We start from the raw sequence: 12,973 nt of genomic DNA on the forward strand, positions 1-12,973 counted from the left end.
TTAATTTACTTTCCCACAAACTTGGGAAGTATTTTTGTCAAACGTTTTTTTGTTTTAAATATTCGTGTAGACATTCTATTTGTTGGGTAGCTTCTGTTTTTAGTCATGTTGTTAAAAATTAAAGCTGTAATCAATAGTATTAAAACACCGGTTAAAACAGGTGATAGCAGATAAAAATATCCTAAAGAAGTAATTTTTTCTGTTCCTATAATTGGTATTAAAGCAGTGGCTCCTCCTGGAGGATGCAATGTTTTTGTGTACTGCATTAGTATGATAGAAGTTGAAACAGCCAACGGAGCGGAGATCCAAATAATATCAGGACAAAATTTTAAAACGCTAATACCAACAAAGGCAGATAATAGATGTCCACCGATAAGATTTCTAGGTTGTGAATAAGGACTCTGTATTGCCCCATAAATTAATACACTTGATGCACCAAATGAACCAATTAAAAAGATGTTCTCTACTTTGGTGAATGATAGAGATTGTATAAAAGCAATTATTCCGATACCAATAAAGGCACCAACAAACGACCAAAATTTCTCTTTATAATCTATCAAAGTTTCTTTGTAGATTATATATTTAGTAAGCCTGTACGTTCTTTTTATTTTTTTTTGTACCATCTATTTTTTCTTTTCAGTTTTGTAGATAAATAGCGGACGAAGTTATGGCAAAAAGAGTGGATAATAAAGTTGATTAAAATATTTACGAATAACCAAAAAGAATGATACTTAAATAGATTTTAATTGTCAATTTATAGGTAACACGTTTATTTTTTGAAAAAAATAAAACGTTCTCGTCGGTTTATTACTAATCTTTAAATACTATGCTTTTTTGTCCATTTGAGAACCAATAAATGCAGTTCTTGGTGCTAGAAAATAACCTGTTAAACTAGCAAATAGAATAGGTATAAAATAAGAGAAACCTGTTAATGTAGCAAGTAATATTGTGGTACTCATTGGTGTTCTTGTTACGCAAGCATTTATACCTGCCATGCAACAAATAATTGCTAAGGAAACATTTATAGATGGAAAAAAATGGTGAATTATCAAACCTAATGTTGTGCCTACAAAGAATAATGGTATTATAAAACCACCTCGCCAACCAGAAGTAACGGTTACAGAAATAGCTAAAATTTTAAAAATTAGTATTAAAAATAAAGCATTAATAGAGAAGTCGTTGTTTAACAAAGAGTTAATTTCTTCATGTCCAAAATATCTTGTTAAAGGATAATAATAAGATATTAGACCAAGTAGTATCCCTCCAATTAAGGTTTTAATATAAATAGCTGTTTTGATTTTTTTGAAAACAGATTTTAAAAACTTTGTACAATAGATAAAAATCCAACCTACAATTGTTGCAATGATTGCTAATAAAACGGCAATACCAAAATCAAAGGCTCCAGAAAATTGATAAGTAGGCAAAGTCCAAGTGGCACCTAGACCTAAATGTATAATTAATGAAAAAACAATATAACTAAAACAACTAGCAACCAAAGCAGGCATAATTGCTTTGTAATATTCTACTGCATGTTTGTGATGTAATATTTCTAAAGAAAATAAACTTCCTCCTAAAGGCGCTCCAAACAAAGCGGTAAAACCAGAAGCCATACCAGCAATACTTAATGAGCGTAGTTCTTCTCCTTTTAATCTAAATATTTTTCCTAACCATGTACCTGTAGAACCTGTTACTTGTACTAAAGGTGCTTCCGGTCCAAGACTTCCTCCAGAAGCTACACAAAGTAGAGAGGAAAGTACCATTGAAGGATTGTTTTTAGGAGTTAATTTTCCTTTGTTAAAACGAATATTATCTACAATTAAGTCAATTTCTCCTGGGTCTCCAATAAAATGTATGACTAATCCTGCTAACAAACCACAAATAGCCATGGTAGGAATTACCAACCAACCATCAAAAAAAGCTATTTTATGAATTAAAAACTCTAAAACAACCCAATAGGTTCCTGCAATTACACCACCAATCAATCCTACGAGTGCCCAAAGTAAAAAGGTACGATTAAAAACAAATGGATTAAATTTTATGGGTTGGTCTAGTAGGTTAGAATATGAAATTAATTTTCTCTTAATTTTCATTTTGAGTATCGATTTGTAGGTATAAAAATAGGTGGCGAAATTAGATGAAAATAGTATGGAAACAAAAAATCTCAAGTGAAAGCTTGAGATTTTAAGTTTTATTAAAAAGAAAAACAATTTACATTGCTCCCCATTCTTTTAAAGACTCTGTATTCATTTTAATGTAACCAGCATTTTCTGCTTTTTCAGCAAGTTTTAAAGATTCTTTTGCTGCTTTAATAGCTCCTTTTTTATCTCCTGCTTTTGCATGAATTAATGCTTGTCTTCTTAATACCCAAAATTTAGGTGAATCAGACATCATTTCTACCGATTTATCAATCCATGTTTGTGCTTTTTTAATGTCTTTTCCATTTTCTAAATAATAAACGGCTGCAGCATAATAATCGTTAGCAGAAGGTCCGTTCATAACAGTTGTAATTTGTTTTGTAACGATTTCTTCTACTGGTGTTTCAATTTTAAAACCTACATAAGTGTTTTCCCACATAATTCCTAAAATAGCAGTATTGGTAGTCATATCATCAAAACTAATTGTAAAAGTTTCAATTACCATTGGTATATTTTGTGTTGGAACATTCATTTTAGCAACAATTTTGGTTTCATCTAATTTTTTTGGAGTTCCGCTTTTTGTTTCTTCATAGATTACGATATCCCAAGATTTTTCTGTAGGTACTGAAAAAATAGTATAGCTTCCTTTTTCTATTTTATTCCCATCAATAGTAACATCAGTAGAAAATGTAATTTTTGTATTACCATTTGCTCCAGTTCTCCAAATTTCATTAAATGGCACTAAATCTCCAAAAATTGTTCTCCCTTTAACTCCTGGTCTAGAGTATTCTACAGTAATATCTGTTAAACCAACAATTTGTTCAATTTTTTGTAATGGGCTTGGTTGCGGTGTAGTAATTTGTGCGTTTACAGTTAATGTAAACACTGCGACAAATAATGATAAAATAATTCTATTCATAATTAATAATTTTTTAGTGATTTTATTGATACTCAAAATTACAACTTCAAATAAATAGAATTGTTAACAAAACCTTAAAAAGGGATTGTATCTTTGTTATTATTATAGCGTTAAAAGTAGTTTTTTATGAGAAATGTAAGTGTTTTAGGTTGTGGTTGGTTAGGGAAATCTTTAGCGATTTCTTTGTTAGATGAAGGGTATGCTGTAAAAGGTTCTACCACGAACGAAGAGAAGCTAGAGCTTTTAGAAATGAATCATATAGAACCTTATATTGTAAATATTTCTGAATTTGAAGAGTTTGATGATTTCTTGCATACAGATATTTTAATCATCGCTATAACTTCTAAAGATGTGGATGGTTTTGAAAACTTAATCTCTCAAATAGAAAATTCTCCGATTCAAAAAGTAATCTTTATTAGTTCTACTTCTGTGTATGGAAGATTGAATAAAGTAATGACAGAAGAGGATGCCGTTTTAAATATGCCTTTAACTGAAATTGAAAATTTATTTAGAGAAAACACTTTTTTTGAAACCACAATAATTCGTTTTGCTGGTTTATTTGGTGATGTTAGACAACCTTATAATTGGTTTAAAAATGGACGAAAAATTCCGCAGCCAAAAGGGTTTGTAAATATGATTCATAAAGACGATTGTATTGAAATTATTCAAGAAATCATAGCACAAGATTGTTGGGACGAAACTTTTAACGCGTGTTCTAACCATCATCCAACAAGAAGAGAATTTTATACATTGGCAAAATTAAGCAACGATTTTGAAATGCCAGAATTTGAAGATAATGAAGTCTATGAATGGAAAATTATCAGTTCTAAAAAAGTACAAGAAGTTTTAGGTTATACTTTTATTCATGATGATTTGTTAGATATTTAAGAGTTTAGTGTCATTTTTAAATACTTTATTTACAATTGAGAAGTCTTTTTAATTAGCTAATTGTTGTGAGATTTCTCCTCATTCTTCGTTCTAAATGACAGTGCGTTTGTGGGGGGGGTGATTTTTTTGATAGACGATATTAAAAACTTTTTAGATCAGCTAAGTGTGAGTTCAAATTGTCACTTCGAAGTAATGAGAAGTCACATAAGAGTTATAAGGCAAAGTAGAACAACTTTACGAGGTTTCTCTTTTAGTTTATCTTGAGTTAATTCGAAAGGCTAAAAAGCTCATTTCGAAATGACAGTCGTTATAGAAGTAAGTATTCCGGTGTACAAAAAAACTCAGCGAATCTCTGCGTTTTCCCTCTGTGAATCTCCGTGTTACAATCTACTATACTTCCTCTTTCTCAAATAATTAAAAACAAATCCGAAGGCAAATAAAAGGATCAATGGTAGAATAACATTCAAAAACTGCCAAAAAGTACGTTCTTTAAACGCTTTTTGTTTGTCTAATGTTCTAATTTGTAAAGTTTTGTTTCTAAGCTGAATTAAGCCTGCATCATCTAATAAATAATCAACAGTATTTAAAAGAAAATCTTTATTACCAAACTGTTGATTCGTCCATTTATCTCTATTTAAATCGAACGGTTGCTTTTTTAAAATCTGATTTTTTCCAATATCACCATCAGAAATTACAACCATTTTATTGTTGGTTGCATGCTCTTTAAAAAGCGGAGTTTCAAATGGTTTTACTCTGTCTTTATAAGCCGATTTAAAATTACCTTCTAGTAAAACTGCAACTAACTGATTTCCGCCTCTGTATTCATCTTCAATTACTTCATCGGCAATAGATTGTAGCTCAATAAAACTAGGTGTTCCAATTCTTTTCGTTAAAGTAGAGCTTAATAATAAAGGTGTTTTTTTAATGTTGTTTTTTAACGTATCTATTTGGTTTGCAAATTGCAATCTAACAGGAGAAACATTTTTTGTAATTGGATGATTTGGATTTCCGCCAACCAAAGGATGGAAAAACCAATCTAAATTTTTAAACTGCGTTTGATTCCCAACTTTACCCGTTGCTAAAGGGATTTGAGCAGCAAATAAGTCTTTAATCAGAGTGGTGTTAATTCTAATTCCGTAAGAAAATAATAGGTCTGTTAAGTTTAAATCTCTTGGATACGCTAACATTTTTCCAGAATTGAACAAACTATCTTGATCTGCTTGCACATTATCTAGCATCCACAATGTTTTTCCGCCATTGGCGATGAATTGATCTAAAGTCAGTTTTTCTTTCTCTGTAAATTTCTCAGTTGGTTTTGCAATAATAGCCAAATCTAAAGAAGTTAAATCTTTAAGAGTTTGCTGTGGGTTGATTTCTACAGAGTCTAATGTAAATTTTGCTAATTTATATTTCTTAGCAACTTCACTTAAAAAACTATATTGATAAATGTCTTGTAATTCTCCGTTTCCATTAATTACAGCCACACTTTTTTGTTTATTTTGGGTAACAGAATTAATCGCATTAGAAAAACTATATTCCAAGTTTTCAATGGCTTTTTGCAGTTGTTCGTCTTGAGATGCTACAATAGCATTTGGCAATAAAGAAACAACGGTAGATTTTTTACCGTATGCTACTTCTGCAAACGGAAAAATAATAGCTTCAGATAATTTACCATCTTCTTCAACGGTTAACTGGCTAGGTAGCATGCCTCTTTTAATCAATTCTTCTCGTTGATTATCTGGGTTTTCAAAATTAATTCTTATGTTAGAATTAGTAGTGGCTAACTCTTCTAAATACTGTCGTGTTTCTGCTTGTAACCTTTTAAATTCTGACGGAAAATCTCCTTCTAAATAAACGGTAACAAATAAAGGATTGTCTACTTTAGAAAGTATGTTTTTTGTGGTTTCGGAAAGTGTGTAACGATTATCTGCGGTTAAATCAAAACGTTTGTAAAATGATTGGTTGATCACATTTAAGAGAATCAATCCAACAATTATAAGGATGCTATTTTTTATATTTTTATTCATTATCTAAACGTGTTTTAGTGATGAATAAAAAGAATACAGTTACACTTAAAAAGTACAGAATATCTCGTGTGTCAATTACACCTCTAGAAATACTTTTAAAATGTTCGTTTAATCCCAATTTTTTAAGAGTTAAATTATTACCGATAGAATCGGAAATTACATCAAATCCGTAAAATAAAAAGAAGGTGATAAAAACACCTAAAATAAAGGCTACTATTTGGTTTTTAGAAAGTGTAGATGTAAATAAACCAATAGCAGTATACGTTGCGGCTAAGAATAATAAGCCAAGGTAAGAGCCAATTGTACTACCAAAATCGATGTTTCCGGCGGGATTTCCTAATTGATAAATCGTGTAAATGTAAGTTAGTGTTGGTATTAAGGCAACAATAACTAATAGGAGGGAAGCCGAGAATTTACCAAGTACAATTTGCCAATCGGAAATTGGTTTTGTTTTTAAGAGTTCTATGGTTCCGTTGCTAAACTCATCAGCAAAACTTTTCATGGTAATTGCCGGAATCAAAAATAAAAACACCCAAGGAGCCAAAAAGAAAAACGAAGTTAAATCTGCAAAACCTGCGTTTAAAATATTAAAATCGCCTTTAAAAACCCACAGAAACAAACCGTTTAACAATAAGAAAACACCAATAACTAAATAGGCAATTGGGCTTGCAAAAAATGAGTTGAATTCCTTCTTTAAGATCGCTATCAATGTAAAATGTTTATGCGTTTACTTGGTTCTTTTTATTTCTAATTATGTTAATTCGAAATGACAATGAATCTATAAAATATCAGTCTAAGCTTGTAGCAGACTAATTGTATTTATCAAAAGCACCTCGACAAGTTCAGTGTGACATTGCTTTTTTAATTGTTCTTAGTTTTTAAGATGTTACTAAATTAATTTCAATAACCAATTAATATTTCTGATGTCAGTCTGAGCTTGTCGAAGCCTCTTTATTTTGATTTCTAGTTTCTATTTTTCTAACTTATAGATTCTATTGTCTTCAAAACCTTCATCTGTTCTGTCTACTTGCAAATCAAAATCTAGTTTATGTAACAACGTAATAGAAGCAAGATTATTTTTGTGCGTAAAAGCTTCTATAGTTTTTAATTCCATTTTTTCAAAAGCATACTCTAATACTTCTTCAAAAGCTTCAGTCATATAACCTCTTTCTTGGTAGTCTGGGTGAATTTCGTATCCAATTTCTGCATAATTCTCTGCAACATCAAAATTACGTAAACCAATTGTACCTAATAATTCTGCACTGTTTTTAGATTCAATAACCCAAAAAATCCCTTTGTTGTCTGCTACTAAATTAGTGGCTTGGTCTATAAAAGCTCTAGCTTCAGAAAGATTTTTAAGAGACTCACGTTGTATATATTTGTTAACTTCTTTGTTTGCTCTTAAACCAAAAACTGCTTTAGCATCTTCTAAGTTTATTGCTCTTAATGTTAATCTGTCTGTTTCTAAAACAGGAAAAGTAGTAAAATCGAAATCCATTATTTATTTATATTTGTCTTAATTTTTTATTGTAAGCTCACTTTTTTATCAACGCTCCATGCAAGTGGTTTATCGTTAAAAAACACCTTTGTTTTTGCCCAAACATCTTTAAAAAGAGCTGAGTTTCTGTAATTTTCTAAATCTTCTTCTTGTTCCCAATAAGAGTATGTGAAAAAGATTTCGGGATTTGTTTTGTCTTGATATAATTCTAATAAGTTACAACCTTTAGAAGCTCTAATGAATGCTTTTTTTTCTTCAAACATTAATAAAAACTCTTCGATGTGTTTGGTATGAAAACTTAATTTTACAATTCTAACAAACATGTTCTTAGGTTAAGTGAGTGAAATCTGGTTTTATGTCGTCGATAAAATCGATAATTATAGCATCTCTATAGCCTAAACCTAGCAGGGTAGATGCGCCACCAACGGTGTCTAGATTACTTCGGTAAATTGCAATTTCTAAATAACCAGCAGAATTAAAAATAGCCAATTTATGACCTTCATATTGCTGGTTGCTGTAAGATTCATTGCTCACTACTTCATTATATTTACTAAATATTTTTGTAAAAGAATGTTTTCTTGCATGCACAATATAATTTCTTCCTTTGCCAATTTCTTTAAACATTTTTTTACTGATATTGGTAATTACATTTCCGTAATTGTCAATATAAATAATACCTCCAGAAATTTGATTTTGCTGTTGATTTGTCTTTGGCTGAATTTCAACAATCTTTTTAAATTCAGGAATTTCTTTACCAATAACCGTTAAGTTTCCTCCTCTAGCAATAAAACATGCTACTTGTACAAATACATCTAAAACAGGAAAACTACTTTCTATTCTATCATGAATATTGATTTCTACAATTTTACTTGGCTGAATTTCCGAAGCAATCATAGAGATTAAGCCGTTATCTGGGCATACAAAAAAATGACCATCTAATTCTATAGCAATGTGTTTGTTATCATCACTTAATTCCGAGTCTACACCAACAATGTGTATGGTTCCTTTAGGGAAACTTTTGTAAGAATTTTTTAAAATATAAGCCGTTTCGGTAATACTAAAAGGAGATACTTCATGTGTAATATCTACAATTTTAGCATCTGGCAATTCAGAATAAATAGCTCCTTTTACAGCGCCAACAAAGTGGTCTTTTGTGCCAAAGTCTGTTGTTAAAGTGATTATAGACATTAAAAAATGGGCTGTTAATTAATTGTGTAAAAGTTGTTAATTATTTTACGCAAATCTAATCATTTTAAAAAATTTATTGGTTATTTTTAGTTGAAATATAAATGTAATTTATTAATAAAAATTAATCATTTGAACGAACGCACTATAGAGCTTACAGAAATTAGTCCTAAAGATTTTTTCGGAGCACAAAACAGTACTATTGAACAATTAAAGAGATACTTTCCAAAAATTAAAATCGTTGCTAGGGGCTCTAAATTAAAAATTTATGGAGAACCGGAAATTTTAGATGAGTTTGAAACTCGTTTAGAGCGATTGATAAAGTATTATAATAAGTACAATAAGTTAGATGAAAACAGCATTGAACAGATTTTAACATCTAACGGAAATGAAGAAAAAACAACTGCGGCTAAAAATGCTAAAGAAGTTTTGGTACATGGAGTTAGCGGAAGGTTGATAAAACCACAAACCGAAAACCAGCGTAAAATGGTTACTTTAATGGCAAAGAATGATATGTTATTTGCTGTTGGTCCTGCCGGAACAGGAAAAACCTATACAGCGGTTGCTTTGGCGGTAAAAGCTTTAAAAGAAAAAGAGGTAAGAAAAATTATTTTAACAAGACCGGCTGTAGAATCTGGTGAAAATTTAGGGTTTCTTCCTGGAGATTTAAAAGAAAAATTAGATCCTTATATGCAACCTTTGTATGATGCATTAAGAGATATGATTCCGCATGAGCGTTTAGAATCTTATATAGAAAAAGGCGTTATACAAATTGCTCCTTTGGCATTTATGCGTGGTAGAACATTAGACAATGCATTTGTAATTTTAGATGAAGCGCAGAATACGACTCATAATCAAATGAAGATGTTTTTAACCAGAATGGGTAAAAGTGCAAAGTTTATTATTACAGGAGATCCTGGTCAGATAGATTTACCTAGAAAGCAAGTTTCTGGCTTAAAAGAATCGTTATTAGCATTAAAAGATATTGAAGGAATTGCTCAGGTATATTTAGATGATAAAGATGTGGTAAGACACCGATTGGTTAGAAAAATTATCAGTGCATATAAGAGTATAGAAACAGAATAAAACTTTAGTTGTTAATAACTAGTCTTTAGCTTATTTTTGCGCCCACAACAACATAACATATAATGAATACAATTAACAATACTAATTTTAAATTTCCTAACCAGAAGTCTGTTTATATAGGTAAAGTAAGAGAAGTTTATAATATAAATGACGCTGTTTTGGTGATGATTGCAACAGATAGATTGTCTGCTTTCGACGTTGTTTTACCACGTCAAATTCCGTTTAAAGGCCAGATTTTAAATCAGATTGCAACAAAAATGATGAATGATACCGCAGATATTGTTCCGAATTGGTTACTTGCAAATCCAGATGAAAACGTTGCCGTAGGTCATTTATGTGATCCTTTTAAGGTAGAAATGGTAATTAGAGGTTATATGTCTGGTCATGCAGCTCGTGAGTATAAATTAGGTAAAAGAACTTTGTGCGGAGTAGAAATGGCAGAAGGTTTAAAGGAAAATGATAAATTTCCGGAAGCTTTAATTACGCCATCTACAAAAGCAGACAATGGAGAACATGATGAAGATATTTCTCGTGAAGATATTTTATCTAAAGGAATTGTATCCGAAGAAGATTACATCGTTTTAGAAAATTATACAAGAGCTTTATTTGCTAGAGGAACAGAAATAGCTGCAAAACGTGGTTTAATTTTGGTAGATACTAAATACGAATTCGGTAAGACGAAAGAAGGAAAAATTGTATTGATTGATGAAATTCATACACCAGATTCTTCTCGTTATTTTTATGCGGATGGATATCAAGAAAGACAAGATAAAGGAGAAGCTCAAAAACAATTGTCTAAAGAGTTTGTACGTCAATGGTTAATTGAAAACGGTTTTCAAGGAAAAGACGGACAAGCAATACCTGCAATGACAGATGATAAAGTCATCGAAATCTCTAACAGATATATAGAATTATATGAACAAATTACTGGAGAAACTTTTATAAAAGCTTCCACAGAGAATGTATTAAATAGAATTGAGGAGAATGTAAATTCTTTTTTAGCACAGAAATAAAAATAAACTAATTAGATTAGACCTCACAGGTTTTAAAACCTGTGAGGTCTTTATTAGTAGTAAAAAACCAACAACCATGATTATAGAACCAAGAACAAGAGGATTTATCTGTTTAACATCGCACCCAACGGGTTGTGAGCAAAACGTGATCAATCAAATAGAATATGTAAAATCGAAAGGAAAAATAGACGGAGCTAAAAAAGTACTAGTAATTGGTGCTTCTACAGGATTCGGATTGGCTTCAAGAATATCTAGCGCATTTGGTTCTGATGCTGCTACAATTGGTGTTTTCTTTGACAAACCAGCAACAGAAGGAAGACCAGGTTCGCCAGGTTTTTACAATACAGCCGCTTTTGAAAAACAAGCAACTGCTGCTGGTTTATATGCAAAAAGTATTAATGGAGATGCATTTTCTAATGAAATAAAAGAACAAGTTGTAAACTTAATCAAAGAAGATTTAGGTCAGATTGATTTAGTAATTTACAGTTTAGCATCACCAGTAAGAACACATCCAACAACAGGAACAAGATATAAATCTGTTTTAAAACCAATTGGAGATGTTTTTTCTAATAAAACAGTAGATTTCCATACTGGTAAAGTTTCAGAAATTTCTATCAATCCTGCAGAAGGAGAAGATGTAGAAAATACGATAAATGTAATGGGTGGTGAAGATTGGAAAATGTGGATGGACGCATTACAATCTGAAAACTTATTAGCAGAAGGCGCTACCACAGTTGCTTATTCTTATATTGGCCCAGAAGTAACAAAGCCAGTATATAGAAACGGAACTATTGGAGCTGCAAAAGATCATTTAGAAGCAACTGCTTTTACAATTACAGACGATTTAAAATCGATTGGAGGAAAAGCGTATGTTTCTGTAAATAAAGCCTTAGTTACACAAGCGAGTTCTGCAATTCCTGTAATTCCATTGTACATTTCTTTATTATATAAAGTGATGAAGGCAAAAGGAATTCATGAAGGTTGTATTGAGCAAATTCAGCGTTTGTACAGCGAGCGTTTATTTGGAGGCGATTTAGCTTTGGATGAAAAAGGAAGAATTAGAGTTGACGATTGGGAAATGAGAGAAGATGTACAAGCAGAAGTGAATAAACTTTGGGAAACTGCGACTACAGAAAACTTATCTGAAATTGGAGATTTAGAAGGGTATAGCAACGATTTTTACAACCTTTTTGGTTTTAAAGTAGCTGGTGTAGATTATGAAGCTGATGTAAATGAAGTAGTAAACGTACCAAGTATTCAGTAAGATTATTATCCCGCGATAGCGGAAACTTAAATACAAACCTCACAGTTAATGCTGCATTTATTTCGGCAACTATTGTGAGGTTTTTTTTATCTTGTAAAAAATTAAAGTTGATGAAAGCAGTAACTGTAAAACAATTAAAAGACGAACTTTCTCATAAATCTGCCAATGAGTTGAAAGAGTTGTGTTTGCATTTATCAAAATTTAAAAAAGAGAATAAAGAATTACTAACGTATTTGTTATTCGAATCTCATGATGAAGAACAATACATACAAAGTGTAAAAGATCAAAACGAAGTATTGTTTTCTGAGATTAACACAAAGAGTTATTTCTACATTAGAAAAAGTGTTCGAAAGATTTTAACACTCAATAAAAAATTTATTCGGTATTCTAAAAAGAAAGAAACAGAAGTAGCTTTATTGCTCCATTTTTGTCGTTGTTTAAAAGAATTTAAACCATCTATAAAAGGGAGTGTAAGGTTAGTAGCAACTTTTGATAGGCAAGTGGTTTTAATTAAAAAAGCAATTGCTACGTTACACGAAGATTTACAATACGATTATCAACTAGAATTAGACGAATTATTAGATGAATAGAAAAGAGAGACCAATATTAACGGATTTAGTGAATGAAGGCACTTCTGAAATGGAGAAATTTCAGAATGAAGTATTAAGACCTGTAATAAAAATGCAGCACAGTTTGTTAATTAGCTCATTTAAGCACCATCTTATAAAAAGAAAAGTAGATTTTACAGATTTAACGGATAAGAAAAGAAGAAGTAAAATTACTGCTGTTTTTAAAACGGATAATAATTATAAGAACTTTACTTTAGGGATAATTATTGGTCATTTTTCTTCGGATGAATTTACTTTTTATGCTGATAATGCATCAGAAATTAATAGGAGAATTTTGCAGATTGTTACACAAAGATTAAAGGATAGTATTTTGGAATTAATATAGGTGT

The 12,973-nt window shown here is 30.9% G+C and carries 14 protein-coding genes; 6 read left to right on the forward strand and 8 right to left on the reverse strand.

Annotated elements, in window-relative coordinates:
- Positions 1-5 precede the first annotated feature (5 nt).
- The 3 genes from WHD08_RS18275 to WHD08_RS18285 form a co-directional block, all read right to left on the reverse strand.
- Positions 6-623 carry an HPP family protein gene (locus WHD08_RS18275; RefSeq protein ID WP_208889776.1) on the reverse strand — a complete coding sequence of 206 codons (618 nt, stop codon included), beginning with the start codon at positions 621-623 and terminating at the stop codon, positions 6-8.
- A gap of 201 nt (positions 624-824) precedes the next feature.
- A complete protein-coding gene (locus WHD08_RS18280; RefSeq protein WP_208889775.1) occupies positions 825-2,090 on the reverse strand; it encodes a chloride channel protein in 1,266 nt (421 codons plus the stop codon).
- A gap of 118 nt (positions 2,091-2,208) precedes the next feature.
- Positions 2,209-3,054, reverse strand: a complete 846-nt coding sequence (locus WHD08_RS18285; protein WP_208889774.1) for a DUF2911 domain-containing protein — start codon at positions 3,052-3,054, stop codon at positions 2,209-2,211.
- A 126-nt stretch (positions 3,055-3,180) separates the two neighbouring features.
- Between WHD08_RS18285 and WHD08_RS18290 the strand changes: the two genes are divergently transcribed.
- On the forward strand, positions 3,181-3,942 hold the full coding sequence (locus WHD08_RS18290; RefSeq protein ID WP_208889773.1) for an NAD(P)-binding domain-containing protein: 762 nt from the start codon (positions 3,181-3,183) through the stop codon (positions 3,940-3,942).
- A gap of 380 nt (positions 3,943-4,322) precedes the next feature.
- Here the strand turns inward: WHD08_RS18290 and gldG are convergent, their stop codons facing one another.
- The 5 genes from gldG to WHD08_RS18315 all read right to left on the reverse strand — a co-directional run bounded on the left by gldG (position 4,323) and on the right by WHD08_RS18315 (position 8,655).
- The gene (gene gldG / locus WHD08_RS18295; protein WP_208889772.1) at positions 4,323-5,969 is read right to left on the reverse strand and encodes a gliding motility-associated ABC transporter substrate-binding protein GldG; all 1,647 of its coding nucleotides are present in this window, start codon (positions 5,967-5,969) and stop codon (positions 4,323-4,325) included.
- The gene (gldF, locus tag WHD08_RS18300) at positions 5,962-6,678 is read right to left on the reverse strand and encodes a gliding motility-associated ABC transporter permease subunit GldF (protein ID WP_165733591.1); all 717 of its coding nucleotides are present in this window, start codon (positions 6,676-6,678) and stop codon (positions 5,962-5,964) included. Before gldF ends, gldG begins: the two co-directional genes overlap by 8 nt.
- Before the next feature lie 261 nt (positions 6,679-6,939).
- Complete coding sequence (locus WHD08_RS18305; RefSeq protein ID WP_165733590.1) at positions 6,940-7,467, reverse strand: GNAT family N-acetyltransferase; 528 nt, start codon at positions 7,465-7,467, stop codon at positions 6,940-6,942.
- Between the two features lie 26 nt (positions 7,468-7,493).
- On the reverse strand, positions 7,494-7,790 hold the full coding sequence (locus tag WHD08_RS18310; protein ID WP_166383095.1) for a putative quinol monooxygenase: 297 nt from the start codon (positions 7,788-7,790) through the stop codon (positions 7,494-7,496).
- A 4-nt stretch (positions 7,791-7,794) separates the two neighbouring features.
- Positions 7,795-8,655, reverse strand: coding sequence for an SAM hydrolase/SAM-dependent halogenase family protein (locus WHD08_RS18315; protein WP_208889771.1), 861 nt, complete (start codon positions 8,653-8,655; stop codon positions 7,795-7,797).
- Between the two features lie 129 nt (positions 8,656-8,784).
- Here WHD08_RS18315 and WHD08_RS18320 point away from each other — a divergent pair, with 129 nt between their 5' ends.
- From WHD08_RS18320 to WHD08_RS18340, 5 genes are all read left to right on the forward strand, one after another.
- A complete protein-coding gene (locus tag WHD08_RS18320; protein WP_165733587.1) occupies positions 8,785-9,738 on the forward strand; it encodes a PhoH family protein in 954 nt (317 codons plus the stop codon).
- A 62-nt stretch (positions 9,739-9,800) separates the two neighbouring features.
- Positions 9,801-10,751, forward strand: a complete 951-nt coding sequence (locus WHD08_RS18325; protein WP_208889770.1) for a phosphoribosylaminoimidazolesuccinocarboxamide synthase — start codon at positions 9,801-9,803, stop codon at positions 10,749-10,751.
- Positions 10,752-10,827: 76 nt separating this feature from the next.
- Positions 10,828-12,015 (forward strand): enoyl-ACP reductase FabV, encoded by a 1,188-nt coding sequence (gene fabV / locus WHD08_RS18330; RefSeq protein WP_165733585.1) that lies wholly within the window; start codon positions 10,828-10,830, stop codon positions 12,013-12,015.
- Positions 12,016-12,125: 110 nt separating this feature from the next.
- The gene (locus tag WHD08_RS18335; protein WP_166383103.1) at positions 12,126-12,605 is read left to right on the forward strand and encodes a hypothetical protein; all 480 of its coding nucleotides are present in this window, start codon (positions 12,126-12,128) and stop codon (positions 12,603-12,605) included.
- Positions 12,598-12,969 carry a glyoxalase gene (locus WHD08_RS18340; protein ID WP_208889769.1) on the forward strand — a complete coding sequence of 124 codons (372 nt, stop codon included), beginning with the start codon at positions 12,598-12,600 and terminating at the stop codon, positions 12,967-12,969. Before WHD08_RS18335 ends, WHD08_RS18340 begins: the two co-directional genes overlap by 8 nt.
- Positions 12,970-12,973 lie beyond the last annotated feature (4 nt).

The sequence above is a fragment of the Polaribacter sejongensis genome, assembly GCF_038024065.1.
GTDB lineage: Bacteria > Bacteroidota > Bacteroidia > Flavobacteriales > Flavobacteriaceae > Polaribacter > Polaribacter sejongensis.